The sequence below is a fragment of the Niallia sp. M35 genome, assembly GCF_050971705.1.
GTDB classification, from domain to species: domain Bacteria; phylum Bacillota; class Bacilli; order Bacillales; family Cytobacillaceae; genus Niallia; species Niallia circulans_A.
On record NZ_JBPCEP010000015.1, the window covers coordinates 19,393 to 45,859 of the forward strand.

23 protein-coding genes and 4 pseudogenes are annotated in these 26,467 nt (G+C 35.9%); 10 read left to right on the forward strand and 17 right to left on the reverse strand.

Going from position 1 to position 26,467, the window contains the following annotated elements; translation table 11 throughout:
- Positions 1-103: 103 nt before the first annotated feature.
- From NiCM35_RS19955 to NiCM35_RS19990, 8 genes are all read right to left on the reverse strand, one after another.
- Positions 104-3,052, reverse strand: a complete 2,949-nt coding sequence (locus NiCM35_RS19955) for a Tn3 family transposase (protein ID WP_031538329.1) — start codon at positions 3,050-3,052, stop codon at positions 104-106.
- A gap of 70 nt (positions 3,053-3,122) precedes the next feature.
- Entirely contained in the window at positions 3,123-3,707 is a 585-nt protein-coding gene (locus NiCM35_RS19960) for a recombinase family protein (protein WP_031538330.1), read from the reverse strand.
- 204 nt (positions 3,708-3,911) lie between these two features.
- Positions 3,912-5,249 (reverse strand): glucose-6-phosphate isomerase, encoded by a 1,338-nt coding sequence (locus NiCM35_RS19965; RefSeq protein ID WP_031538331.1) that lies wholly within the window; start codon positions 5,247-5,249, stop codon positions 3,912-3,914.
- Positions 5,250-5,489: 240 nt separating this feature from the next.
- Positions 5,490-5,981: a hypothetical protein gene (locus NiCM35_RS19970; RefSeq protein ID WP_031538332.1), complete on the reverse strand. Its 492-nt coding sequence runs from the start codon at positions 5,979-5,981 to the stop codon at positions 5,490-5,492.
- A gap of 346 nt (positions 5,982-6,327) precedes the next feature.
- On the reverse strand, positions 6,328-7,221 hold the full coding sequence (gnd, locus tag NiCM35_RS19975; RefSeq protein WP_031538333.1) for a phosphogluconate dehydrogenase (NAD(+)-dependent, decarboxylating): 894 nt from the start codon (positions 7,219-7,221) through the stop codon (positions 6,328-6,330).
- Positions 7,222-7,419: 198 nt separating this feature from the next.
- Entirely contained in the window at positions 7,420-8,892 is a 1,473-nt protein-coding gene (zwf, locus tag NiCM35_RS19980) for a glucose-6-phosphate dehydrogenase (RefSeq protein ID WP_031538334.1), read from the reverse strand.
- Positions 8,893-8,988: 96 nt separating this feature from the next.
- Positions 8,989-9,153 carry a hypothetical protein gene (locus NiCM35_RS19985; protein ID WP_155986760.1) on the reverse strand — a complete coding sequence of 55 codons (165 nt, stop codon included), beginning with the start codon at positions 9,151-9,153 and terminating at the stop codon, positions 8,989-8,991.
- A gap of 474 nt (positions 9,154-9,627) precedes the next feature.
- Positions 9,628-9,993 (reverse strand): winged helix-turn-helix transcriptional regulator, encoded by a 366-nt coding sequence (locus tag NiCM35_RS19990; protein WP_031538335.1) that lies wholly within the window; start codon positions 9,991-9,993, stop codon positions 9,628-9,630.
- Positions 9,994-10,196: 203 nt separating this feature from the next.
- Between NiCM35_RS19990 and hxlA the strand changes: the two genes are divergently transcribed.
- The 5 genes and pseudogenes from hxlA (at position 10,197) to NiCM35_RS20015 (ending at position 16,840) form a co-directional block, all read left to right on the forward strand.
- Positions 10,197-10,829 (forward strand): 3-hexulose-6-phosphate synthase, encoded by a 633-nt coding sequence (gene hxlA / locus NiCM35_RS19995; protein ID WP_031538336.1) that lies wholly within the window; start codon positions 10,197-10,199, stop codon positions 10,827-10,829.
- Between the two features lie 8 nt (positions 10,830-10,837).
- Positions 10,838-11,395: a 6-phospho-3-hexuloisomerase gene (gene hxlB, locus NiCM35_RS20000; RefSeq protein ID WP_031538337.1), complete on the forward strand. Its 558-nt coding sequence runs from the start codon at positions 10,838-10,840 to the stop codon at positions 11,393-11,395.
- A 358-nt stretch (positions 11,396-11,753) separates the two neighbouring features.
- Positions 11,754-12,740 (forward strand): Gfo/Idh/MocA family protein, encoded by a 987-nt coding sequence (locus NiCM35_RS20005; RefSeq protein ID WP_031538338.1) that lies wholly within the window; start codon positions 11,754-11,756, stop codon positions 12,738-12,740.
- A gap of 856 nt (positions 12,741-13,596) precedes the next feature.
- Positions 13,597-16,045, forward strand: a pseudogene (locus NiCM35_RS20010) (Tn3 family transposase); the annotation flags it as partial.
- A 354-nt stretch (positions 16,046-16,399) separates the two neighbouring features.
- Positions 16,400-16,840, forward strand: coding sequence for an Hsp20/alpha crystallin family protein (locus tag NiCM35_RS20015; protein ID WP_031538339.1), 441 nt, complete (start codon positions 16,400-16,402; stop codon positions 16,838-16,840).
- Between the two features lie 156 nt (positions 16,841-16,996).
- Here NiCM35_RS20015 and NiCM35_RS20020 read toward each other — a convergent pair whose 3' ends face one another.
- The gene (locus NiCM35_RS20020) at positions 16,997-18,730 is read right to left on the reverse strand and encodes an IS1182 family transposase (RefSeq protein WP_236691830.1); all 1,734 of its coding nucleotides are present in this window, start codon (positions 18,728-18,730) and stop codon (positions 16,997-16,999) included.
- A gap of 319 nt (positions 18,731-19,049) precedes the next feature.
- Positions 19,050-19,268, reverse strand: a pseudogene (locus NiCM35_RS20025) (IS66 family transposase); the annotation flags it as partial.
- A 22-nt stretch (positions 19,269-19,290) separates the two neighbouring features.
- Between NiCM35_RS20025 and NiCM35_RS20030 the strand changes: the two are divergent.
- Positions 19,291-19,425: pseudogene (locus NiCM35_RS20030) on the forward strand (transposase domain-containing protein); the annotation flags it as partial.
- On the opposite strand, the gene NiCM35_RS20035 reads toward NiCM35_RS20030, so the two are convergent.
- Complete coding sequence (locus tag NiCM35_RS20035; RefSeq protein ID WP_031538341.1) at positions 19,382-19,714, reverse strand: DnaB-like helicase N-terminal domain-containing protein; 333 nt, start codon at positions 19,712-19,714, stop codon at positions 19,382-19,384. The pseudogene NiCM35_RS20030 and the gene NiCM35_RS20035 overlap by 44 nt on opposite strands.
- 738 nt (positions 19,715-20,452) lie before the next feature.
- Here NiCM35_RS20035 and NiCM35_RS20040 point away from each other — a divergent pair.
- From NiCM35_RS20040 to NiCM35_RS20055, 4 genes and pseudogenes are all read left to right on the forward strand, one after another.
- Positions 20,453-20,662 (forward strand): YuzF family protein, encoded by a 210-nt coding sequence (locus NiCM35_RS20040; RefSeq protein ID WP_031538343.1) that lies wholly within the window; start codon positions 20,453-20,455, stop codon positions 20,660-20,662.
- A gap of 24 nt (positions 20,663-20,686) precedes the next feature.
- Positions 20,687-21,577, forward strand: a complete 891-nt coding sequence (locus tag NiCM35_RS20045; protein ID WP_031538344.1) for a manganese catalase family protein — start codon at positions 20,687-20,689, stop codon at positions 21,575-21,577.
- Positions 21,578-21,595: 18 nt separating this feature from the next.
- Positions 21,596-21,853: pseudogene (locus tag NiCM35_RS20050) on the forward strand (cell wall hydrolase); the annotation flags it as partial.
- Positions 21,854-21,908: 55 nt separating this feature from the next.
- Positions 21,909-22,445, forward strand: a complete 537-nt coding sequence (locus tag NiCM35_RS20055) for a DUF3888 domain-containing protein (RefSeq protein ID WP_031538345.1) — start codon at positions 21,909-21,911, stop codon at positions 22,443-22,445.
- 253 nt (positions 22,446-22,698) lie between these two features.
- Here the strand turns inward: NiCM35_RS20055 and NiCM35_RS20060 are convergent, their stop codons facing one another.
- The 6 genes from NiCM35_RS20060 to spoVAE form a co-directional block, all read right to left on the reverse strand.
- The gene (locus tag NiCM35_RS20060) at positions 22,699-22,959 is read right to left on the reverse strand and encodes a YetF domain-containing protein (RefSeq protein ID WP_317616488.1); all 261 of its coding nucleotides are present in this window, start codon (positions 22,957-22,959) and stop codon (positions 22,699-22,701) included.
- Between the two features lie 107 nt (positions 22,960-23,066).
- A complete protein-coding gene (locus NiCM35_RS20065; RefSeq protein ID WP_031538346.1) occupies positions 23,067-23,504 on the reverse strand; it encodes a hypothetical protein in 438 nt (145 codons plus the stop codon).
- A gap of 381 nt (positions 23,505-23,885) precedes the next feature.
- Positions 23,886-24,386 (reverse strand): YitT family protein, encoded by a 501-nt coding sequence (locus tag NiCM35_RS20070; protein ID WP_319020785.1) that lies wholly within the window; start codon positions 24,384-24,386, stop codon positions 23,886-23,888.
- A 623-nt stretch (positions 24,387-25,009) separates the two neighbouring features.
- Positions 25,010-25,870, reverse strand: a complete 861-nt coding sequence (locus tag NiCM35_RS20075; RefSeq protein ID WP_031538347.1) for a DUF421 domain-containing protein — start codon at positions 25,868-25,870, stop codon at positions 25,010-25,012.
- Between the two features lie 28 nt (positions 25,871-25,898).
- Positions 25,899-26,105 carry a DUF1657 domain-containing protein gene (locus NiCM35_RS20080; protein WP_031538348.1) on the reverse strand — a complete coding sequence of 69 codons (207 nt, stop codon included), beginning with the start codon at positions 26,103-26,105 and terminating at the stop codon, positions 25,899-25,901.
- 11 nt (positions 26,106-26,116) lie between these two features.
- Entirely contained in the window at positions 26,117-26,467 is a 351-nt protein-coding gene (spoVAE, locus tag NiCM35_RS20085) for a stage V sporulation protein AE (protein ID WP_031538349.1), read from the reverse strand.

The following is a 26,467-nucleotide window of genomic DNA, read 5'->3' on the forward strand; positions in this document are numbered from 1 at the left end:
TCAAATTATTAAAGGGGTACGACCGAGATACATGTAAAAAAGGGTCATAGTATGGTATTGTTTACCATTTATAACCCTTTCTTGCTCTTTACTTTCTTATATACTATACAGGAATATCTCCCTCGATTGGTTGTGGAATATTTTCTAAATCGATCATATAGTCTCCGAAACGTTTTATATGCCTAGTCAGATAAGGGCTAAGCATGACAATATCTTCTTTTGAAAATACATAGCCTTCTTTAGAAAGTTCCCACAAAATAAGTGTTATATCACATACATTTTGGAATATTACTGCGTTGGCAACTAAATCATTATATTTAATTCGCTTTTCTTGTTCTTCTGGATCATTTTCTGAAATGATCCCATCGCCACCAAAAAATAGCCATTTGGAAAAGCCGTTATATGCTTCGACTTTGTTTGTACTAGCACCAATTTGCTCTCTTAGTTTTATATCAGAAATATATTTAAGCAAAAATACAGTTCTTACAATCCTTCCTAATTCCCTAAAAGCTTGATATAATCGGTTTTTTCTACTATAGTTACTTAGTTTTCTAAGTAGTGTAGAGGGTAATATTTTACCAGCTTTTATAGAAAGAACCACTTGGAGCAGATCTTGCCAGTGTGTTTCAATTAGGTCCCAGTCAACGGTATCACTAAACAACTGATCAATGTGGTGATATTTTGTGTCCTTATCAGCCCTGTAAAATTTTAAATCCTTCCAATTTCGAATACGAGGCATTAAATTAATCCCCAATAAATGTGCAAGTGCAAAAACAGGCGTTGATTGACCTTGCGTATCAGCATGTAACGTATCGGGCTGAATGTCTGATTTATTTTTCAGCAAACCATCAATAATATAAACTGCTTCCCAAACTCCACATGGAATGAAGTGACTAAAGAGTGCAATATAAGTATCTGAAACATGATGATATGCAATCCCCCCATAACCTCCGTATCGAATGTGGTATTCAGAGATTAAGTTTTCTTCGTAGAGATCAAATTTTGTTCCATCTGCAGCAGCCGTTTTTCCATCACCCCATAGTCTAGGCAAACTAAATTGATTGTATTGATTTAAAATATTACGAATAGCTTCGTCTATTTTAGATGCATTAATATGTCGCCGATTTACAAATGAAATCATGTGTGGGGTTACTGCTTTTTTCATGTGCTTAGAAGTCTGTGTTGGTCCTAAATTACATCCGTATCCAAAAGAAGTAATGATATAACGTTCCATTGCATTTTCAAGCTTAGGATCTGAACCAGATAATGGTCCAAAATGCCGTGTCCAATTTGTCCAATGTTCTACATTACAAAGAATATCTAAGACATTTCGTTCAGGTAAACGTTGAGAAATAACTACCTCTAACGCCTTACTTGTCTGAGGTTGTTCTTTTCTCATTATTTTTCTCAACGTTGGTTCTCCATTTTCATTAATGATTACCTGGCCGTTATCAGGGTAGTTTAAATCTACTTTTTGTGCAGTATCTCCTAGCCAGAGCTTTAATTGTTGAACAAAATCCCCTGAATTTGAAGAAAAGCCAAGTTCCTTACAGTATTCATCTACCATAGGTTTACACTCATCCCAAGAAAGGAGCTGTTCACGGTAATCAGCAAAATTCTCTGATCCTTTTACACAAAGGTCTCCCGTTTTTAAATCGCTTGCAAGATAGGAAAAAATACAGATTTCAAGGTGTTTACGATGGATTAAGTTATTTTCTTTAGGTACATAAATCGTTTTTTTCCACTGTTCACTAGCAAATGAAAGATCCAAATCTATTTGTAGATTTTCAATTTTTCGGTTCTCATTATCACGTAAAAATTGTAAAGCTTCTAAAAGTGATTGATCCTGTGTGGTTGAATTAATTTCAATCATACTAATCAATCTAAAAAGAGTTTTCCTGTGGCTTTTATAGAACTTCCATAAAAGAGGAAGGTAGTTATTGCCATTATATGATGAAATTGATTCACAATCTTCTTTTAATGCGTCGATACCACCTCTTCTCCCTAATAACTCCCTTATTTTCTGACCAGTCAAGGTATCGTTCTCATTTATACTTGTGGCATTTAAGACTTCCGCCAAAACAGATATAAGATTTTCAGTTTTTGATCTATGTTTTTCTCGAAGAAGTTCTAGCTCCTCTTTGCCTTTGTTATGTATAGTTCTGACTCTTTTGAGAAACATCTCTACCAAACTATCTATAGCTGAAATTTTTGAGCGATAAATCATACAAAGTAGCAGCATATATCTTTTAGCTAAATTAAAGTCTTTTAATTCTGATGCATCAAGCGCTTTTGCTTCTAAAGCGAAGTGTTTAATTTTTAAATTTGGAATATCCTCTAGTAAGCTATCAATTTCTTCTATAAAATCAGTTAACAGAAGTAACCTATTTTGTATTTCTTTCATATGCGAAAGTGTTGCGCTTTTTGGAATTTCTTTTAATAAGTTATATTCAGAAGTCCGATTATCATTTTTAGTAACTAGTAATTGATCTAATTTTCGCTCAATTTCAGGAGTCAATTTTGAAAATACTGAATTAAATAACTGGTGATTCACTAATGTTCTTATACGACGAGCCAATCGATCTAATGTACTAAAAGCAGGTAATTCACACCTTTCTTTTATTAATATTTCAATGGATACGTTGATAAGATCGGCTGGATTGTCCATTACCTGTGTAGCCTTATAAATTGAAGTAGTTGCAATATGTAAGGCTTCTTTTCCATAAGGACGTACATTGAGGTAATCTCTAATTGCTTTTTGATGTCGGTAAATTGATTTACTATTGTAATTCGGTTCAACACTAGCAGAGAGATTCAAACAGGTCCGAATATGAATCATGATCTCTACAGGAATATCTTTCGGTAGAGGAAAGTAACCAAGTCGTTGGAAAGACTTTAACATAACTAATAGACTTAGAACTGAAACAGGTCCTCTAGCAACTTTATGCGCAAATTGGTTTTCTTCAGGTGTAGGGGAGTAAACATCACGAAGTTCTTTTGAAGTAGGACGTTTTTTAAATCTTGGATAAGCCGTACGTTCTATAGATGCCAAATTACCAACTCCATTCAAATTAAGTTGGGGGTGGTGACAGAGTAGCTGCCCTAGTCCGTCACATAATTCCCTAAAAATATAAGAGATTTTTAATTTGCTTCTCTAGTTTTCTTTTATTAATCGCTCGATATAATGATCCCTGTGAAAGTCCTGTACCTTCTACAATTTCTTTTACCGAGTATTCTTTACTGTCATACATCCTCAAGGCTATTTCAATTTTCCCTTGATCCACTTTAGGCCTTCCTAGTTTTTTTCCTCTTCTTTTACTCGCTTCTAACCCTTCTTTAACTCTTTCTACAATTAAATTTCTTTCTAACTCTGCGATGACACACATCATTTGAAACATGGCTTTTCCTGTTGATGTTCTTGTATCCATGTTCTCCTTAATAGAAACGAACTTTACACCAGTATCCTCGAATTGCTGAATAATAGAAAGAATATCAAGTGTTTTTCTCCCTAAGCGTGAAATACTTTCTACTACAACGGTATCACCTTTCCTTATTACATCTAGCAATGAGTTAAGTCCATCTCTATCCTTTGTAGTCCCAGTAAATTTCTCTTGAACCATTTTTTCACAGCCGTACTCAGAAAGTAATATAATTTGTCGGTCTAAATTTTGGTCAACTGTCGAAACTCGAGCATAACCGATTATCATAAAGAAGCCTCCTGCACAATTTAATAATCTAATTGTACAAGAGACATCATTTTTGTAAAAGTATTTGGTAAAACTTTTGGTAATTATTTTTGGTAACCTATAAAATTAGTAAAATCAAGCATCAGTATTTCTCATAAATATTGTTACAAAAAATATGGTTTTTGGTAACAATCTTTTTATTAATACAAAACCAATCAGATATAATTATTTTGATAAACGCTCCATGAGAGTAGCTTTTTCTGCTTCAAAACCAGGTTTGTCAAGTAAAGCAAACATATTCTTCTTGTATGCTTCGACTCCAGGCTGGTCAAATGGGTTAACTCCTAATAGATGGCCACTAATCCCACATGCCTTCTCAAAAAAGTAAACCATCTCACCGTAAGTGTATTCATTCATTTCATCCAGTTCAATCACGAGATTAGGTACTTCTCCATCTATATGGGCCATAAGGGTACCCTGAAATGCACTTTTGTTGACTTCATCCATCGTCTTACCTGCCAGGAAGTTTAATCCATCAATATTTTCTGGATCCTCCTGAATAGTCACTTCAATTCGAGGTTTCTTAATCTGTAAAACCGTTTCTAAAAGGTTTCGTCGACCTTCTTGTACATATTGCCCCATGGAATGCAAATCCGTTGAAAAATCAACGGAAGCAGGGAATAGCCCCTTTTGATCTTTTCCTTCACTTTCCCCAAACAGCTGCTTCCACCATTCCGATACGTAGTGAAGGGAGGGCTCATAGTTAACAAGCACTTCAATTGCTTTTCCCTTATTGTAGAGTACATTTCGGACCGCAGCATACTGATAGCTCTCATTTGTCAATAAATCAGGATTGTTGTATTTACGGGCTGCTGCTGCTGCCCCTTCCATCATATGATCAATATCAAGTCCTGCTACGGCAATTGGTAAGAGACCAACTGCTGTTAGCACAGAATACCTTCCACCAACATCATCCGGAATAACGAACGTTTCATATCCTTCTTCGTCCGCAAGCTTTTTTAATGCGCCTTTTTTCTGATCTGTAGTAGCAAAAATACGTTTTCTCGCCTCTTCTTTTCCGTATTTTTTCTCCATATAGTCACGGAAAATACGGAAAGCAAGGGCTGGCTCTGTCGTTGTTCCTGATTTAGAAATGACGTTAACAGAGATATCTTTCCCCTCTAATAGTTCAAATAAATGAGATATATAAGTAGAACTGATATTCTGACCGGCAAAATAAACATGTGTCTTATTGTTCATCTGGTTATGAAAGCTATGGGACAGAGATTCTATAGCCGATCTTGCCCCCAGGTACGAACCACCAATACCAATTACAACCATTGCGTCTGAATGTTTCTTGATTCTTTCAGCAGCTTGTTTAATTCTTTCAAATTCACTCTTATCATAGTTTAGTGGCAAATCGACCCAACCAAGATAATCAGAGCCGGGGCCTGTTTTTTCATGTAGCATTTTATGAGCCACTTTTACAAATTCACTTAGATTATCTACTTCACTCTTTTTCATAAATGCTAATGCATTGGAGTAATCAAACGAAATAGTCATACATTACTTCCCCTTTCAATCAAATTTAGCTTAGCTGCTTCAATCGGAGATCCTTCTCCGTAAAAAAGATCTCTCGGCATAGTAAAACGTTTCATGTTAGTGCATTCTCCTTTTCTACAGTATATAAGGGAAGTTTTTAAAAACACATTTAAACTCCCCCTTTTCAATTTTGAAAAATCCTTAGTGGGACCGTGTAATTATCAATAGCGTACATTAAAAGATAGTTAGTATTAAGAAAACTCAATGGTCCCTCTCTACATCGGCACTTAGTATGTCTTCTGTTTTGATTTCAAGTAATATTTCCAAGAATCTTATCGTTCCTAATACTTTTCGAGTGTCTCCCTCATTTTGAACATTCTCCATTTTCTTTTGTTGGATCAGTTCACTTATTACTTGCTTGAAAGCATTGGTTTTTATAAGCCATTCTCCAACCAGTAGCTTAGTTGAGTCTCTCTCGTGTTCGGTTTTGACAGCAAATAAACTTTCGGTATCTGTCTCTCTTAACGTGATTGAATTAAAATCTTCGCTCATTTGAATCCGAAAATAATTCCTTTCACTATCATAGTATTTTCCGTCCCTTAGAAGAAAATACTCTATCCCTAATACTATTTCATAAAAGGGCTCATTATCTGATGGAGAATGGAGTTCTTTTACTTCGATATTCTTCACCATGTCTAAATAGGTTTCTAAACCATATTGTGTGTTAATGATTTTTGCATCCAATACGTTCATGATGTCACACCTCAATATTGTTTTATTTTTTTGGCTCTGTTAAACTTGTCTGTTGGCTCCAGGTGCTCGCTTTCCGCGGGCGAGCCGGGAGCCTCCTCGGCGCTGTGCGGCTGCGGGGTCTCCCTTGTCCTGTTTTTCCCACAGGACGTTGAATCATCATCCGTGAATAGGCACCGCACGAGAAAATGTGAATGCATTTTCGAGGAGTCTCGCTCCTTCCGCTTCAATCAACATAGTTAGCACTATCAACGACTTAAGTAAATCTACCAATTTTTGGGATATACCAAACTAAAAATCCAATGAATTTCCGGCTCATTTTAACGAAAGACATATACAGCAGATGACTTTATGATTTTTCCACAGCATGTCCGCCAAATTCATTACGAAGGGAAGCTACCACTTTACCTGTAAATGTATCATTGTCTAATGAACGGTAACGCATTAGTAAAGACATAGCGATAACAGGGGTAGCTGTTTGAAGATCCAAAGCGGTTTCAACTGTCCATTTCCCTTCCCCAGAAGAATGCATAATGCCCTTAATTTCATCTAATTTTGCATCTTTAGAAAATGCGCGTTCTGTCAATTCCATGAGCCATGAGCGGATGACAGAACCGTTATTCCACACCCGTGCCACTTTTTCATAGTCAAAATCGAAATCGCTTTTTTCCAGGACTTCGAATCCTTCACCAATGGCGGCCATCATTCCGTATTCTATTCCATTGTGGACCATTTTTAAGAAGTGGCCACTACCAGATTTCCCAGCATATAAATACCCATTATCTACAGCTGTATCTCTAAAAATCGGCTCGACAATGCTCCATGCTTCAGGATCTCCACCAATCATATAACAAGCACCATAGCGAGCACCTTCCATCCCCCCAGAAGTACCGGCATCCATAAAGCTCACTCCAACTTTCTTCAACTGTTCGTAACGACGAATGGATTCCTTATAATGCGAATTACCAGCTTCAATGACGATATCTCCTTCACTTAGAAATGGTGTGATTTCACTAATAACTGAATCAACGACGGAGTGTGGGACCATTATCCAAACAACTCGTGGCTTTTCTAATGATTGAACAAGATCTTGTAAACTGGATGCTCCTTCAACTCCATATTTTTTAATTTCTTCAATAGTATTTGTATTTAGATCAAACGCCATTACACGGTGTTTATTGTCAATTAAGTTTTTTCCTAAGTTCATACCCATTTTCCCTAATCCAATTAATCCTACTTTCACTTGAGTTTCCTCCTTTAAATTACAAAAAATAGCGTGTATTATTATGCTACCCATTTGTTGTTCTTCATGGTCTCCTTATGGAACCATAAGGATTCAACAAATACTTTAAGTTCCTTGGGTAAATCGCGTAACAATTATCTGTCAAATCCAACCTCGGTTTGCTCTCTTCATACCAATAGCCTTCCAGGGAGGTGCGGATTAAACTCCCCCCCTGGTTTCCCACCATTTAAAACCATCCTCCTCCAATAATTGCGAAGCAGCTTGTGGCCCCATCGAACCGGCTTGATATAGGTGGAGTGGAAGGGCATTTTCCTCAAACGCCTCTAAAACGGGCTGTACCCATTTCCAAGATAATTCAACTTCGTCCCAATGAGCAAAGAAGGTAGAGTCCCCACGCAGAGCATCGAATATTAAGAGTTCATAAGCTTCTGGTATGTCTTTTGTACTTGCTGAGAAGTCAACAATTATCGGCTCCAAATTTCCATTTGTTAAATTTTTGCTATTTAATTGCATCGACACACCCTCATTTGGACTTACTTTGATAACTAATAGATTGGGTTCTGCAAATTGATTCTCGTTAGTATACACATTTTTCGTTGGATTCTTGAATTCAATCACAATCCGCGTCGACTTTTCCTTCATTCTTTTTCCTGTCCGGATATAAAATGGCACCCCATCCCAGAATGAACTATCAATCCATAAACGAGCAGCCACAAATGTATCGTTTGTGGAAGAAGCATTCACTCCAGGTTCTTCTAAATATCCGACTACAGGTTTACCCTTTATTTCCCCCGGTCCATATTGACCACGAACAACGTGGATACCTACAGTATCTTTCTGTACAGGCCGAAGAGAGTCCATAACTTTTCTTTTCACTGTACGGATATCGTTCGTGCTCATCTGTTTTGGCTGATGCATGGCCGTCATCATCAACAGCTGCATCATATGATTTTGGACCATATCACGAATAGCCCCTGCTTTTTCATAATAACTAGCTCTCTCTTCTACACCAACCGTTTCACTAGCCGTTATTTGCACATTGGCAATATACCGATTGTTCCATAGTGATTGCAGCACAGGGTTGGCAAATTCTAAAGCTTCAAGGTTTTGAACCATCGGTTTTCCAAGATAATGGTCAATCCTGAAAATTTCGTCTTCTTCAAAAGCTTTGCTTAGTTTTTCATTTAAATCTTGAGCAGATTTTAAATCACGCCCAAATGGTTTTTCGATCATTAATCGTTTCCATCCTTTTGTCGAGCCTAATCCACTCTCCTTGATGTTCAAAGCAATTACATCAAAGAATTCAGGAGCAACAGAAAGATAAAACATTCGATTCTCTTCAATACTCTGGTCTTTTTCATTTTGTTGAACGACTTCAACTAACTTCTTATACCCTTCAGCATTCGTGAAATCTAACTGGCAATAACGAAATGCCTTTACAAACTCTTGTTTTTCGGATTTATCATTTATCAAGTGTCTAGAAAAAGTGTATAGCGAGTCTGTTACATGGTTTTGAAAATCAACATCAGACATTTCGTCTATTCCTACACCAATGATCAAAAAAGAATCTGGTAATTTTTGATTCAAATATAAATTAAACAAGGCAGGGTAGATTTTTCGCTTAGCTAAATCCCCAGTTGCCCCAAATAAGACAAACGTCATAGAATCCACTTTTCATTCCTCCACTTTTTCAAAGCATTTTCAAATAGAAAAATGTCTGATTTTCTTCGTTTTCCCTACAAAACAACAAGGATTTTCGCTATTGCGTTATCCTACTTTTGGATGTAAGTTTCGTTTATTTCTCCCAGCTTGTCCGGTAATAATGATATCTCTTAATTGAGAATGTCCACATTTTGGACAGGTTTCATTATTTATGGTGATGATTAGACATCTTTCACAAACTTTTCGCTGCTTAGTTTTGAACCTTTCCATGCGGATCTCTCCTTTCGTAAAAAGCAACAACATGTATAAATTATTAAATGAAGTTTCACTTCATCTCACCATGCTTGTAGCAGTATTCCCTTAAGGTTTGGTAGTATTCTTTAAGCTCGCTATTACTTGAGCAAAATCAGTATATTACGTATGTTATATTTTTGAAAGTACGCACTTTATTAACATATAGATACATTGGTATAACATAGTGTTAAAAATAATACTATAAACTTGAATCCAATACCAAGAGTGAAAAGCCAAGGACAGCGATTATACAAGATTCGCTGCCCTTGGCTTTTTAGTAACTGATTCTTTTATTAAATGTTGTGTTTAAATGTTGTGTTTTTTCAACCTTTTAAATACGTAGAGATATAAAAAAACACGGACAGCATCTTTATTAAGATAGCTAACCGTGGTTTGTTAGTATATGAACTTTTTTACACTTTTTCGAACCCCTAGGAGAAACACTTTTTTCTACTGAATAGACGATTTGTTTTCTGTTTCTTTTTCCAATACATTCTCAATATAATCTTTACCCCAGTCATACATAGCATCCAGAATAGGCATCAGACTTCTTCCATACTCAGTGAGTGAGTATTCAACTTTTGGTGGAACGACAGGATAGACTTCACGATGAACAATCAAATGGTCTTCAAGTTCGCGCAATTGATTAACAAGCATTCTTTGAGTGATACCCGGCATGAGGGCCTTTAGTTCACCAAAACGTTTGGTTCCTTCTTTTCCTAGATGCCACAATACCAACATTTTCCATTTTCCACCAATAATCGAAAGAGTCAATTCTTTTTCACAATTAAACACTTTTTCCCCAAGATTCGGCATTCATTTCACCTCCAACCCTTATTATGTCCCATAGTATACTTTTTGTTACTATATGATAAAAAAGTGCATACTTTTAATTTAGTAACATACCCAGTATACTGAGTATCATACCGTTAGTAAATAGCTATCAATTGGATACAATAACACTGTGCAAAAGAAAGCTATACGGCACAATATACTATTATATAAGGAGCGAGTAATAAATGAAATTACAATTAGCATTAGATCTTGTAGATATTCCAGGAGCCATTGAATTGGTGAAAGAAGTAGAAAATCATATAGATGTTGTAGAAATCGGCACGCCGGTTGTGATTAATGAAGGCCTTAAAGCAGTAAAGGAAGTGAAAGCTGCCTTCCCTAACTTAACTGTATTAGCTGACCTTAAAATCATGGATGCAGCTGGATATGAAGTTAGCCAAGCATCTGCAGCAGGCGCTGACATCATCACCATTCTTGGTACAGCTGAAGACGAGTCCATTAAAGGTGCTGTAGAAGAAGCAAAAAAACAAGGTAAACAAATCCTTGCTGATATGATCGCAGTTAAAGACATTGAAGGTCGTGCGAAAGAACTGGATGAACTAGGAGTAGATTATATCTGCGTTCACACAGGTTATGACCTTCAAGCTGTAGGAAAAAATTCTTTCGAAGACCTTGCAACCATTAAGAGCGTTGTAAAAAATGCGAAAACTGCTATTGCAGGCGGAATCAAATTAGAAACACTTCCAGATGTGATTAAAGTACAACCAGATCTTGTCATCGTAGGTGGCGGTATCACAAGCAAAGACGATAAAAAAGCAGTTGCAGCTAAAATGCAAGAATTAATTAAACAAGGTTAATTATAACTATGAAAACTACTCAATATTTAGCTGAAGTCGTTCAAGAATTAAGTCGGACAGTCGACTTAATCTCTGACGAAGAAGCAGAGAAGTTGGTTAATAAGATTCTGGAATCCAAAAAAATCTTTGTTGCAGGTGCGGGCAGATCTGGATTTATGGGCAAATCTTTCGTGATGAGAATGATGCACATGGGGATCGATGCTTATGTAGTCGGTGAAACTGTAACAGCAAATTTAGAAAAAGGTGATTTGTTGATCATCGGTTCAGGTTCAGGTGAAACGAAAACCTTGGTTTCAATCGCTGAAAAAGCAAAAAGTTTAGGTGGGACGGTCGCAGCTGTAACGATTTCCCCTGACTCCACGATTGGAAAATTAGCTGATATTATCATTAAATTGCCTGGATCACCGAAAGATCAATCTGAAAGTGAATACAAGACCATACAACCAATGGGGTCACTTTTTGAGCAAACGATGTTATTATTTTATGATGCATTGATCTTGCGTTTTATGGAAAAAAAAGGCTTAGACTCTACTAAAATGTACGGCAAACATGCCAATCTCGAATAGAGTACACTTTAAAAAATATGGAAACATCGTAAAGACCGCATTTATTTCTTTTATGAATTGCGGTCTTTACTGCATATTACAAATAACACAGTCCATACAGGAAAGAAAAAATAGCCTCTGATTCAGTCCCTTCTATGGCCGGATCAGAGATCATTATTGGGTGGGGCACAGCCAAGAATTTAGCCATCACTCACAGTATGAGCCCTATTTGGGTTATCACCAATATTTCACTGGTAGGCCCCATGTCTATATAAGTTTTTTTATGGGAAAATAAAATCCTATTGGCGATGAAAAACGCTTCATAAGTGTAGTAAACAAAACTCTTCGTTTTATAAAACAAAGGAATGAGGTTGAATAAATGGTTCGATTCGGCGTAATCGGTACTAATTGGATTACAGAAAGATTACTTGAAGCAGCAAATGATGTAGAAGATTTTAAACTAACTGCTGTTTATTCTCGCACGATTAGTAGAGCAGAAGAATTTGCAAGTAAATATGGAGTAACAAAAATATTTACAAACCTAAAAGAAATGGCAGTTAGTCAAGAAATTGACGCGGTGTACATTGCTACTCCCAATTCATATCACGCAGAACAAGCTATTTTATTTTTGCAAAATGGCAAACATGTGTTATGTGAAAAGCCACTGGCTGTTAATGCAACCGAAGTAGCGAGGATGATTCAAGCCTCAAAAGATCATAACGCCCTATTAATGGAAGCAATGAAATCAACATTACTTCCAAACTTCAAGGTCATTCAAGATAATTTACATAAAATTGGTCCTATCCGTAGATACTTTGCAAGCTATTGTCAGTATTCATCTCGTTATGATAAATACAAAGAAGGAATTGTCCTTAATGCCTTCAATCCAGAGTTTGCGAACGGTTCATTAATGGACCTTGGTGTCTATTGTTTGTATCCACTTATTACATTATTTGGTGAACCAAAAGAAGTGAAGGCAACTGGCATTATGCTTGATTCGGGTGTGGATGGTGAAGGTAGCGTCATCTTAAAATATGATGATAAAGATGCGATTGTGATGTATTCCAAAATAACGAACTCTTATTTACCAAGCGAAATTCAAGGCGAAAAAGGAAGTATCATGATTGATAAGATTCATACGGCTGAAAAAGTAGAAATTCACTACACTGACGGCACGGTTGAACAATTAACAGTCGACCAATCTCATCCAGCTATGTATTACGAAGTGAAAGAATTTATTGAATTAATCAACCGAGGAAAAACAGAGTCTGATACTAACTCATATAAAAATTCATACACCACGATACAAGTGTTGGATAAAGTGAGAGATGAAATAGGTCTTGTATATCAAAGTGATCATAAGTGAAAAAACACAAAAACCCCTACAGCGACTTGTATTATTCTCTTGAGAAATTACGAATCTGGCCTGTTTGTCGAAGAATAAAAGAAATCGTTTTAGAACTTACCTAAACTATTTTGCATCCATTCTTTTTTATAAGAGCATTATAGCATTTTCTACCCGGCTAACAAATTTTAAAGGACTTTTGCTTATTATGCAAAGGTTCAATGCTCATTTTTTAAGATGTGTTTCTTCTTTAATTTGTGATTTAGTTTAAGTATTCCTTAATAGGAGTAGCAACAATGACACTACCCCTATTAGGATCCTACCAACAACCGCACTTTTCTGACCCCACCCTACCCTACAGAGTAAAAAGGGTTGTAAATGTAAAAAAAATCCATGCTATGACCCTTTTTTACAAGTACCTCGGTCGTACCCCTTAAAGGTGCATTTACACAAGCTTCAGCCGACGAACAAAATTATGCAGTTTGATTTTTATATTTTATGAATGATCATTAATTTTGTAGAAGCCGGCAATCTCGTCGGTTTTTTTACTGAACATTTTGTGTCCGAAGCGCCGCCGATCAGTAGCGCTTCTTGTGTCTACTACGCATTATTTCTTGTTATGTATAATGAAAAATCTATTCAACAAATCGGGCGAAATAGTGGAAGAACTCTTTGTTTTTAAACGACTTTATTGTTATTTATTTTGAGATAAATGGGTACAGGATGAAGAAAGTTAAACAACTATTTTTTAACACCGTTCTACATTTAGAACGGTGTTATCTGTGTTTAAAGTATTAAGATTCAACAACTTGATTGTAAATGAACAGATGTGCAAAATAGCACTTAAAATAAGCGCAAATTACCTCCTAAAGTGACAGCAAGGGCAATGGCTGAAAAGAAACTGTTTAATACTGTTAGTCAATCTCTTACAAATGAACAAAAAGGAAAGCTTGAAGAGATCATTACTTCGCAGCATCCATCCGAATCCAATAAAACGATATTGGGTTGGTTAAAGGAACCGCCGGGTCATCCTTCACCCGAAACATTTCTAAAAGTAATAGAACGACTCGAATACATACGAGGAATGGAATTAGAAACGGTACAAATTAGTCATTTGCATCGCAATCGCCTGTTACAACTATCTCGCTTAGGCTCAAGATATGAGCCATATGCATTCCGTGACTTTCAAGAAAATAAGCGATATTCGATATTAACCGTCTATTTATTACATCTTACTCAAGAGTTAACGGATAAAGCTTTTGAAATTCATGATAGACAAATACTTAGTCTGTTATCAAAAGGCCGTAAGGCTCAAGAGGAAATTCAGAAACAAAACGGTAAAAAGCTGAATGAGAAAGTTATACACTTTACGAACATCGGACAAGCTTTAATCAAAGCAAAAAAGGAAAAATTAGACGTTTTTGAGGTTTTAGAATCCGTTATCGAATGGAATTCTTTTGTCTCTTCGGTCGAAGAAGCTCAGGAGCTTGCACGCCCTGCCGACTATGATTATTTAGACTTACTGCAAAAACGATTTTATTCACTTAGAAAATATACGCCAACGCTATTAAGGGTATTGGAATTTCATTCTACAAAAGCAAATGAACCACTTTTACAAGCTGTTGAGATTATCCGTGGAATGAACGAATCCGGAAAGCGAAAAGTGCCTAATGACTCACCTGTGGATTTTATTTCAAAACGTTGGAAAAAGCATTTATACGAGGATGATGGTACAACAATCAATCGTCATTACTATGAAATGGCTGTTTTAACAGAACTTCGGGAGCATGTTAGGGCAGGAGATGTTTCCATTGTTGGCAGCAGACAATATAGAGACTTTGAAGAATATTTGTTTTCAGAAGATACATGGAATCAAACGAAGGAGAATACAAGATTATCAGTTAGTTTATCATTCGAGGATTATATGACGGAGAGAACCAGCAGCCTAAAGGTTAAAGTGGTTAGCTACCAATTCCAACAAGTTAGACGGGGTTTCTCTTGAAAAAGGAAAGCTGTCAATTGCACGCTTAGAAAAAGATGTTCCAGAAGAAGCAAAAAAATTTAGTGCAAGCCTGTATCAGATGCTACCAAGAATAAAATTAACCGATTTACTGATGGATATTGCTTATATAACAGGATTTCATGAGCAATTTATTCATGCTTCCAATAATCGAAAACCGGATAAAGAAGAAACAATTATTATTATGGCTGCTCTTTTAGGAATGGGAATGAATATTGGTTTAAGCAAAATGGCTGAAGCAACACCCGGACTTACATATAAGCAATTGGCCAATGTATCACAATGGCGCATGTATGAAGATGCAATGAATAAAGCCCAAGCCGTATTAGTAAATTTTCATCACAAATTGCAATTGTCTTCTTATTGGGGAGACGGTACAACATCCTCGTCCGATGGTATGAGAATGCAGATAGGCGTTTCATCGCTACATGCAGATGCAAACCCACATTATGGAACTAGAAAAGGAGCCACCATCTATCGTTTTACAAGTGATCAATTTTCTTCTTATTACACAAAGATTATTCATACTAATTCAATGGATGCGATTCATGTTTTGGATGGTTTGTTACACCATGAGACGGATCTAAATATAGTAGAGCATTATACAGACACGGCTGGTTACACAGACCAAATATTCGGACTGACCCATTTATTAGGATTTAAATTTGCTCCAAGAATACGAGATTTATCAGACTCGAAATTATTTACAATAGATAAGGCAAGTGAGTATCCAAAATTAGAAGTCATTTTACGTGGACAAATAAATACAAAGGTCATTAAAGAGAATTATGAGGATGTTTTGCGATTAGCTCATTCTATAAGGGAAGGAACAGTTTCAGCATCCCTTATTATGGGGAAATTAGGTTCTTATTCAAGACAAAACAGCTTGGCTACAGCCTTACGTGAGATGGGCCGAATAGAAAAAACGATCTTTATTTTGAATTATATTTCGGATGAATCATTAAGAAGAAAAATACAAAAAGGATTGAATAAAGGAGAAGCCATGAATGGACTGGCAAGAGCTATTTTCTTCGGAAAACAAGGCGAGCTTAGGGAACGAACCATACAGCATCAATTGCAAAGGGCCAGTGCCTTAAACATCATTATCAATGCCATCAGTATCTGGAATACTTTACATCTAACAAAGGCAGTTGAATATCAAAAACGGTCAGGTAGTTTTAATGAAGAATTATTGCACCATATGTCACCTCTAGGTTGGGAACATATTAATTTACTTGGAGAATACCATTTTAATTCGGAGAAAATGGTCTCGTTAGATTCTTTAAGACCATTGAAACTTTCTTAACGTTGTTAAAACTGGGGGAATCGTCTTGAAAATGGGCTTAGCGTTGTAAATTCGCATTTTCCTGACGCTACCCCCAAATGAGGATTTATATAAAGAAGTAACGTTCGCTGCATTGTCTTCAATAACAGCTAAAGGAGGCTTTCTCGAGTTAGAATCCCATCTTGGGTCTAAAGAAAGGTCACAGCTTTTTGGATATGAGGTTAAAACTAATGACACTGAGGAGAGCTAATTAGGCTCTCCTTTTTCTGTAATAGGATGCTTTTCTAAAACTGACTCAGCTTATCCCTTAAATGAATAATTACATAGTAAATGGGAAAAATATATTTGTTAAAAATAACTAAGGAGATGATACAAATGGCATTAATACCTTATGATCCATTTAGACAATTAACTAACATTAGGAGAGATTTTGACAGATTATTCAATGATTTCCCTTTTCATTTAGACAATGAAATGAATCAATTGGGGAATATAAGAGTGGATGTTCATGAAACAGATAAAGAGGTAGTAGCAACTTGTGACATTCCAGGCTTACAGAGTAAAGAAGATGTAAACATTGATATTGAAAATAATGTATTGAGAATTAGTGGCTCAATTAACAGAACTAATGAGATTAAAGAAGAGAATATGCATAGGAGAGAAAGATACACAGGTAGCTTTCACAGAGCTATTACACTACCAACTCCTGTTTCTGAGGAAGGTATAAAGGCTTCTTATAAGGATGGTGTACTAGAAGTTATCATGCCTAAACAAACTCAAACAAATAAAAAGAGAATTGATGTGGATTTCCATTAAAAATGAGCAGTTTGCTACCTGTTATGAAAGAGTTTGGCAGGGATTACTTACAGGAAATTGCTGAGGAACAACCTGACCTAGTTGATTTGCTAATTTTAAGCTGCCATTTACCTCAGGCAAAGAAAAAAATTATTTTAAATGAGCTGACTAATAATATTAAAAATTCCTACCAGGGGCTGTCCGAAAAGTCCCTAAAATAAGGCAAGAGGAGAAAAAGGCTCGTTTTTCTCCTCTTGCTTTTCTATTCTGTTGTTTTATTTTTGAAAGTAGCTGGCGGATGCCCGCTACTTTCAATAGGTTGTGGGCCAATGCCACAATCCCAAACTCGGCATGAACCTTATCGAGCCCCCGCAACGAAAACCTGCGGAACGACCGATTGCCCTTAATATGACCAAACGCACTTTCTACTTCGATTTTCCGTCGAGCGTAGATTGCGGTCTTCTCTTCACATTCAAGGGCTGTTTTCGCTTTGGTTTTCATTTCTTCAAAAATCGTATTCCAGTGAATTTGCCGATTTCCCTTGGCTTTTGTGCACTGGGCCTTCAAGGGACAATCTGTACAGTCTTCGCATTCATAGATTTTGAAACTTTGTTCATAACCGTAGCGATTTTTTTTGGTTTGATATTTTTTAAAGAGAACCTTCCTTCCATTTGGGCAAATAAAATAATCGTCTTGTTCCATATAAGTCCAGTTTTTAGCGTTTTTGATATCATTTTTGAATTTACGTGTTTGTTCATGGAGGTAGGAACCATAAGGAATAAGAAAATCAAAACGTAGCTCTTTTTCTTCTCCTACCGCATAAACATAATTTTCTTCGCTTCCGTAACCTGCATCGGCAATGACGGTTTTAGGCATCGGTAATGATGTAGAGGCGAGCTTTTCCATATGTGGAATAAAACAACGTGTGTCAGTTGGGCGTTGATGAATCGAGTAGAATAGGATAAATTGATTTTCTGTCCCCATTTGAACATTGTATCCTGGTTTTAGCTGACCGTTTTTCATAGGATCTTCTTTCATTCGCATAAAGGTGCCATCTTTGTCCGTTTTTGAATAACTGTTTCGTTCGCCAAAGATTTCGTTCTGTTCCTTATATTTGGCAAGTCGCTCGATGAAATCCTGTCGGATTAACTTCACTGACTTCTTTAATGTACTACGTTCTTTTCGCTTTTCTTTACGGATGTGTGTACAAGATTCTATTTCGATTTCCTCTGTTAACGTTTCTACTTTCTCCTCGAGTTTCTCCGCTACACTTTCTAGAGTAGGTATCGTGTGGTCTTCGTTGAGAAGAACTTCTCCTTGGATCATACCAGCTTCCAATTGGGTTAGTTCCTGAATATGTTGAAGGGTTTCTTGAATTTTTTCTTTTAATTTAGCTTCAAATTTCTCGGTTGATTTCTTCCATACAAAAGTATACTTATTGGCATTGGCCTCGATTTTGGTCCCATCCAAAAAGTAGTTTTCCATTGTGATGTAGTTTTCTTCTATTAGTTTTAGAATCATCACTTCAAATAGCTCGTCTATCAAAACATTCAACCGTACTCCTCTAAACTCATTAATGGTACGGAAATCAGGTTGTTGCATCGCAGCTAGCCACATCGCTGGGATGTTTTCTGTAATCAGCTTTTCGATCCCACGGCAAGAATAAATTTTTTGAGAATAGCCAAATAGAATGATTTTAAGCATCATTTTAGGATGATAAGAGCTTCGTCCTCCACCTTTATAATGGGAGAATAGAATTTTGTCCGAAACAGCCTCTACCATTTCATCTATCACACGGGCCACATGATGAGCTGGAATGAAGGATTCTAAATCAAAAATTGCTTGGATTTGACGGTTGTTGTAAGGTTTGAACGTTGGGGATAATTGCCTTTTATTGTTTTTTTTCTCCATCTCATTCCCTTCTAGAACTGGAAGTAATGTCATTTGCGTGTTATAATTTTCAGTAGTAATCATTTGATTGCACAAAAAAATCATCCTTTCTTTTAATGTTGTGTGGTAACTTCATTTTACTAAAAAGGATGTTTTTTTTGTGCATTTTTTTAGAAAAAAGATAAAAAAAGGGGTCCGAAAAATTAGCTTTTACTCACTTTTCGGACAACCCCTTTTCTTTTGTAAGCCCAAACTATAAAAAATAAGCATACCTTAACCGTACGCATCATAAATCACCGTATATCATGATTTTTTTAATCAGATATACGGTGATTTCATTTTATCTGCCACATTCTGCTTGAATCATTTTTGACCAAGGCATATATTGATTTAAAATTTCCGAATGTGGATAGATATCAAGATTCGGAAAATCTGTCAGTAACTTCAAGAGATAACGATAGAAATCCACTCCGTTTGCTTTTGCCATTTCTGCGATACTTAAACAGATGGCGTTGGCTTTTGCACCAACTTCACTGACGGAAAAGAGCCAGTTTTTTCTTTTATGTGTTTAAGTACATAAAAGGAAAAACTGGATTTTTGCAAACACTCCGAAAGGAGCGAAGGCTAGTGCTGTGACTTATAGTATTGTAGAAACAGCCAAAGAAAATGGGCTTAATCCTTATCAATACTTGATGTACATTTTCGAGAAGCTTCCCAATGAGATGCGAGTAATGAGAACGCCATTGATCGGATTTTTAAAGCCTGATTTTCTACTTCTGTCAAAAATGTCTCGTCATATTCAAATTCCTGTACCTCCGATAAATATCTTATATTTTTTGCTGCTTCAATTCCTCGCCTACGCAAGGATTTCGATTTTACCAAATCACAATAATAAATGGTATTCGCTGTAGTTGGTACTGAGCCAGCTAATTGAGTAAGATAGGTTACGCCGCCCACATCCTCCAGTATCCCTTTTTGATTTAGTTGTTCGGAAACAGTGACCACATCAATATCTTTATAGCCACCCTTTATACTCTTTAATTCTGGTTTTAATTCTTCCTCTGGAATAAGTAATGATAAGGTTTTGAATAGTTTGTCATCACCTTTGTTGCTTAACTCTGCTGCTAATTTATTTACATACCAATTAGGTGCTCCTGTCGCAATTAATCATATCGGCACATGTTTCAACAGATTTTTCAAAGCGATAAATAAATACAACTTCAATATATCTTTGTCCATCTTTCGAGTGCGGCTTAATGACTTCTAATTTTTGAAATAGGCCCGAGATTTACTGGTGTTCCATATAATTATAAATTGTTATACACAACTTCCAGTAGCTTGATAATATTGTCTTGACGTTGAAACAGTTCGTCCTGACGTTGAAATAGTTTGTCAAGAGTTTTCGTTATACTTTGAATGGCATTACCTGTGCCATAAAGTTTATTCTTGAACTCTACAAGCCCTTGCTTTATCTTTTCAATTTTATTGTCAATTACATCGGCGTATGCGAGCCATAGTATAAATTCGTACATAAAAGGATTAGATTAGTCATTCCTAGGTCCAGTTTAAAAAATTAGGTATTGCTAGGCCTAGTTTCGTATTGCAAAAAATGTGCTATTGCCGTTTATTATTTTCAGGATAGTATTTAACAACAAGAGTCAAATTGAACAGTTGTTTTTCAGTCTTTTTTCATATCGAGAAACATATACTCAGTAAGAATGACTTTAGAATAGGAGGATCTAAATGACAAACAACAACCTGTTAAGCTTTTATGATCCATATGTTTATCAGACATTAACAACCATTGTTGGTAAAATTGTTACTGTTCAAACCATAAGAGGTAGCGTTCGTGGCTCCTTGAAAAATGTATTGCCAGATCACATTGTTGTCGAATCTAACGGAACTCCCTTTTTTATTCGTACCCAGCAAATTATTTGGGTTTTTCCTGGTTAACAAAAAGGAAGTGGAGGGGAAATAATGTTTAAAAGAATAAATAAATTGGCAATTGAACTTCCTATACCCGCACACGGCGATATGAATGCTGCAGCAGCAGTACAAGAACTCTTGGGTGGCAAGTTTGGGGAGATGTCTACCTTAAATAACTATATGTTTCAGTCTTTTAACTTCAGAAATAAAAAAAAGCTAAAACCATTCTATGAGTTAGTGGCAAGCATTACAGCAGAAGAATTTGGTCATGTAGAACTTGTTTCTAATACGATTAATTTGTTATCGGTAGGTAATACTTTTCCAGGGAATCCGGATATCACTCCACTTCAAAATGGGAAGGATGCGAGAAACACCCACCATTTTATTTCTACAGCTCAAACGGCTATACCAGGTGATTCAATGGGAAGACCTTGGACTGGTGATAATGTTTTTAATAGTGGAAATCTGGTTTTAGATTTAACACATAACTTTTTTCTAGAGATTGGTGCACGTACACATAAAATGAGAGTTTATGAGATGACTGATAACCCAGTTGCTAGAACCATGATTGGGTATTTACTTGTTCGTGGAGGAACACATATCCTCGCCTATGCGAAAGCAATCGAAATTGCTACAGGGGTAGACTTGACGAAAATGCTTCCAGTTCCAAATCTTGATAACTCAAAATTTGATTATGCCAGACCGTTCATAGAAAAAGGCTTAAGCAATGTGCTATTCACATGGAGCGAAACAGAATACAGGGATATCGGAATGATTTGGAAAGGAACAAATCCGGAAAATGGGCAACCACTTGAAGTGAAAATTGGTACTCCTGAAGGCGGACCAATTCCAAACTTAGAGGAGTTACCTGAAGAATTTGCTCCTGGTATTACTAGGGACGATTATGAATTAATCAAAAAACGTCTAATGGAAAATTTATAATAGATTTTTTGTAGGAAAGTTTTTCAACGACCTGGAGGATTTGAAGCAACTATAAGAGGATATTTTTACCAAGAAGCTAGAGAAACAGAAATTAGGTTAGCAAGGAGACTAATTAAAGGAGAACGATTTCATCCAGCGACATACTCATTATGGTTCTTTAAACCAGAAGGTAGTTGCCCTGCACAATGGTATAATCAATGGAATGCTGGGCGCTATAAATCACACTGTTTTTACTCTCCTACAGAATCATCCTGCCCCGATGTTTATCGAACATAATAGGTTAATATATAATCTTTAAATAAATTTACACTTACAAATGAACAAGTTATGTATGGGGGTACCCCTTAATAAAAAAGAAATCCTTAATGCCACAAAAACATTTTATGGAAAACCAAAGCTTTTCTATCATGATGGAGGAATTATTGATATTACCCAAAATATACGGGATGATTATTATGATGTAACGGTCCAAATTACTACGTTTGAAGGAGCACATAATCCACCATATGGATTTGATACAATCACTTTAAGGATTCAAAGTTTCGAAGTGATAAACTATGAACACAAAGATGTATCGAATATCGGAAAGATACCATTGAATACACTAAAAACATCAACCTACTTAACTACACAGCACTTGATTAATGGGGAAAGCAATTTTGGCTTGGAGGTATTGATATTTCCAAGCCCATTTCTTATTTATCAATCTGGCACTCAACTTCTGTTCCATCTAGAAAAGTTACAATCACTTTTTCCTCTTTATACACCGTCATCTTTTCTACTAGTTTTAAGAATAAATTCATATAGAAAAGCAGGGCCTGACCCCCAGTGCGCTAACGCTTTAGTACGATGGGGGTCAGGCCCTTAATTCCCAAAACTATTTTACTTTCTGTATTTCTTTTTCTGTGATGTAATCGTCTACAGGATTGGTAGCTTCATATAGGGGTAGCGTCAGGAAAATGCGGATTTACAACGTTAAGGATATCAAAATATAAAAAGTCTAATTTCTCGGTGTTATAAGTGAAAAATTAGGCTTTAGTTACTTCATTAAAGCGCTTGATTGTTGAAGACTAAAGTTTATATTCATCAAGAAAATTGATGTGCTCTTATCCTAACAAATTTTATTTAGGACTTACATGTATGCCTTCACTCTCTCGCCAATCTGCATAGAGTATACGCTTTACATTATTATATCCATTAGTAGTTAATTGGTTATCTAACCACTGTTGATCAAATCCGAGTTCATGTAAATTATCCCATAAAATTTCCCCATCTATAATTAACGATGTTGGGACGTCTACTGGACTTTCTGGAAGATTGAGATCTTGCTTGTCTGGTTTTTGATACTTGGAATTTAATAATAGTGTTGTGTAAATAACTATTTATAAAGAGTAAAAAATGAACAAACGCCAACACCTTGAACTTAGGGTTTGGCGTTTTCTCTATACGAATTACAAATAGGCCATTGACCCCTCTCTATTTGGGATGGCTAGACTTCCATTTTATAGTCTAATAAAATTTTCCTTAAATCCTGTCTCGGTATTTCCAAATTAATTGTCACCTGTATAAGTTCGTCCTCTTTATCACTTTCCCGATCCGACAATTCGATTTCGCGATCAGATTGAGTGGACAACTCCACACCTTCCCTCACATCGGAATTAACGTCTTCTTTACCACTTATTGATTCTCCATACAACATTTCCCACTGTTCATATAAGTTTTTTGCTGTGTGATATTCATCAAGATCAGCTTCTGTATCTATCTGTAATTTTTCTTTCAACCCACGACATGACTCTTCCCATTCCTCTAAGGTCTTCAAATCAAATAATTTTGAAAACCTTGGTTTCATTCTTTCCCAATGCAAATAAATGTTATCACACCATTCCAGCAACTCTTCACGATATTGTATTTCTTCTACTTCTTCCATTCCTCTTCATCTCCCGACCATAATTTTCATCCATAATATTCAAAAAACAATCGACATGTTTAAAAATACAAATAGGTAAATTTCGTTAATGCTTCTGGTTATGAAAAGGTAAGTGGCCCCCGGTAATTGATAATAGACTTATCAAAAGTAAATTATTCAAAATGACACAAACCTTTTATTAAAGCATCCTTGTTAATGATTTTTACCTATTTGATATTAACAATTTCATCATATGCTCCGCGATTGTCCAATGACTAGACAGTTGCCTAATTGTTATTAATTGGAATTACTTGGTCAATAATCATTGCTTTTAAAATTCCAAGTGCAAAGGCTTGTAGTTATTCCACCAGATGAAATAGTTATAGCCGAAAGAAAGAAAGTTTATGTTGAAACGAATAAACCCCCAAGACAAATAACAAAAACAGCCATAATGAGAATGATGATCCCAACATTAATTTTAATGAATTCAGAAAAGTACTGGGCTAATAAATCTGTTCCACCTGTGCTTGTCTCGAAGCGAAGCATAAGACCAATGCCAAAACCAATGAATACACCACCTGTAAATGAACTAAGAATTGGTGAAAATTTTATAGGAACTTGATTAACGTTATGAAAAAGGTCAATAAAAAATGATGATAAAAGCATACCGTGCAAACTATTAAAAAAATATGAACGATACTTAAACCAAGCTAGAGCAAAAATGGGGATGCTCAATACCATTATCGTGAACCCGGCGTTTGTATTTAATAAATAACTAATAATTAAACCTAGGCCAATAATTCCGCCATCTAAAACTTTGTTTGGTAATAAAAAAGTATTTATTCCCAACGCTATTGACATGCTGCCTACAAGAATAGCAACTGCTTTCAAAAAATATGGCATTTATTAAGAACTCTCCTGTCTAAATGGACGTGTTCTATGTATATGCCCAAAACGTTAGCATTATAGACAACTTTTACTTCACTGAATATAACTTCTGAAGTGCAAGTAGACGCAACATAAGCGCAAAAAAACGATAACTAATAACCCTAGCCCTTGTAGGTCAAGTAACCCTGTTTAAAGGAAAATGTCTATTAATGATACAAAAAACTACCCGAGGTGAGGCAGTTTTTGCAGATAGACATTAAATTTATTCAATTATAATATATGTTTTTTGCAATATAGGTGCATTCCCAGTTTACTCCCCTTTATTTTACACTAGGCGATAACATAAATACGATTTTGATACTTCTGCTCTTTCCCTACTAACGAATAGGTATCACGACTTCCTTCTAGAGTATTTACATCATTTGTAGCAGAATATTTAGTTGAAAAAATTTCCTAGCGTTTTTAAATTTAACGGCTGAAGAAAAACTTTCTATATATACATATACCCGAATCAATTTAAAAAAAATATTTTTCCAAAGATTTTATTTTCAAGATTCGACTTAATGATATTATATAAAAAAATGGTACTACTTTTTTGTTATGTGTCTTAAGATCATCCAAGATAGCGAAATAAACCATTATCCTTTTAAAATAGGCATCATTTTAACAATAGCTTCTTGTAGTTTTTCACTATTTTTACTATACATTTGCTTAGCTTCTTTTGATTCGGTTCCAAGAGCAAATAGTTCTAAGTCTGCTTGACATTTTTTCAAGGTTGAAAGAATTAAGGGTCTTTCTTGTGGGGGTGCGACTTGTAATTTATCGTCAAACAGATCAATCGTTAACTCTCCGTAAGAATTAATCTGTCCGAGAAATACATTTTCAACCGTAACCCCTAATTTTTCTAACTCAGTGTGTAGCCAAGCTCGATTTCGTCCAATTGTAGCTAGCGGTTCGTCAAATAAGACACCATCCATAATGACAGTCTGTGGTTCTTTAATGGAAGGAACAAATAAGTTTAAATCTTTTGCTGTTAATGGTTGGTTCTCTTTTTTCAACATAACGGATAAATCTCCTGTTGCCTCTAGCACTGCAAATTCTACATCAGACACCTGAAAGACATCCTTTCTGCGAAGTAGTTCTAACAGTTCATCTGTTGTATATCTTTCCTTTTTTAAATTATCTTCCATGATTTTACCATCTTTGATAAATACAGTTGATTTCCCTTCTATAAAATTGCGAAAACCTTTACTTCTTAATGAAATTAAACCAGCAAAAAAGGGAATAGCAGCAAAAATGAAGATTCCAATAATTCCATGAAATATACTTCGTTCAAGTCCCATAGCTACTTCTGCACCAATACTTCCAATAGAAATACCAGTGACATATTCAAAGAAAGTTAGTTCAGAAATTTGCTTTTTCCCTAACCATTTTGTGATTAAAAATAAAACAGCAACAAATAATGCTGAGCGTACAGCTATATCTAACCATTCAGGCACCGCTTATACCCCCTGTAAATATAGTTTTCTAGAAACCTTTGTACTGAAATTCCTCTCCTTCTAGTTCTCCTACTCTTTTTTTTAAATCTTTTGTTACTTCGTGTACGACCATCATAACCTCATGCAAAGTTCTTTTCGATTCATCATCAAAAGTCCGTAAGGCTAAACTTGAGAGACTTGCTTCTACTCCCTTTAGACTGGCAAAACACTGTTTAACATCTGATCCTACTGTCATCCTAAGTCTCCTTATCCTTTTGGTTTAAAAAGTAAAGCTCCTATCATGCCGAAAACAATGGCTGCTGAAATACCGGAACTAGTTACTTCAAAAATTCCTGTCAGTACACCAACTAACCCATGTTTTTCTGCTTCCTGCATCGCACCATGAACAAGCGAATTCCCAAAACTTGTAATCGGAACGGTGGCCCCTGCCCCAGCAAAATCAATCAACGGTTCATATAAACCAAACCCATCTAAAATTGCCCCCACTACTACAAGGGTACTTAACGTATGTCCCGGTGTAAGTTTAAAAACATCAAACATTATCTGCCCAATCACACAAATCAAACCACCTACTGTGAATGCCCAAAAATAGGTCAT

Coding starts and splice junctions, on each gene's coding strand:
- NiCM35_RS20020 (WP_236691830.1), bottom strand. CDS start 18,730: ATGGAGAAAAAAAACAATAAAAGGCAATTATCCCCAACGTTCAAACCT.
- spoVAE (WP_031538349.1), bottom strand. CDS start 26,467: ATGACCTATTTTTGGGCATTCACAGTAGGTGGTTTGATTTGTGTGATT.
- NiCM35_RS20070 (WP_319020785.1), bottom strand. CDS start 24,386: ATGCCATATTTTTTGAAAGCAGTTGCTATTCTTGTAGGCAGCATGTCA.
- NiCM35_RS20080 (WP_031538348.1), bottom strand. CDS start 26,105: ATGACAGTAGGATCAGATGTTAAACAGTGTTTTGCCAGTCTAAAGGGA.
- NiCM35_RS19965 (WP_031538331.1), bottom strand. CDS start 5,249: ATGACTATTTCGTTTGATTACTCCAATGCATTAGCATTTATGAAAAAG.
- hxlB (WP_031538337.1), top strand. CDS start 10,838: ATGAAAACTACTCAATATTTAGCTGAAGTCGTTCAAGAATTAAGTCGG.
- NiCM35_RS19970 (WP_031538332.1), bottom strand. CDS start 5,981: ATGAACGTATTGGATGCAAAAATCATTAACACACAATATGGTTTAGAA.
- NiCM35_RS20040 (WP_031538343.1), top strand. CDS start 20,453: ATGACAAACAACAACCTGTTAAGCTTTTATGATCCATATGTTTATCAG.
- NiCM35_RS20005 (WP_031538338.1), top strand. CDS start 11,754: ATGGTTCGATTCGGCGTAATCGGTACTAATTGGATTACAGAAAGATTA.
- NiCM35_RS20015 (WP_031538339.1), top strand. CDS start 16,400: ATGGCATTAATACCTTATGATCCATTTAGACAATTAACTAACATTAGG.
- NiCM35_RS19985 (WP_155986760.1), bottom strand. CDS start 9,153: ATGGAAAGGTTCAAAACTAAGCAGCGAAAAGTTTGTGAAAGATGTCTA.
- NiCM35_RS20055 (WP_031538345.1), top strand. CDS start 21,909: ATGGGGGTACCCCTTAATAAAAAAGAAATCCTTAATGCCACAAAAACA.
- hxlA (WP_031538336.1), top strand. CDS start 10,197: ATGAAATTACAATTAGCATTAGATCTTGTAGATATTCCAGGAGCCATT.
- NiCM35_RS20065 (WP_031538346.1), bottom strand. CDS start 23,504: ATGGAAGAAGTAGAAGAAATACAATATCGTGAAGAGTTGCTGGAATGG.
- NiCM35_RS19990 (WP_031538335.1), bottom strand. CDS start 9,993: ATGCCGAATCTTGGGGAAAAAGTGTTTAATTGTGAAAAAGAATTGACT.
- NiCM35_RS19960 (WP_031538330.1), bottom strand. CDS start 3,707: ATGATAATCGGTTATGCTCGAGTTTCGACAGTTGACCAAAATTTAGAC.
- NiCM35_RS20045 (WP_031538344.1), top strand. CDS start 20,687: ATGTTTAAAAGAATAAATAAATTGGCAATTGAACTTCCTATACCCGCA.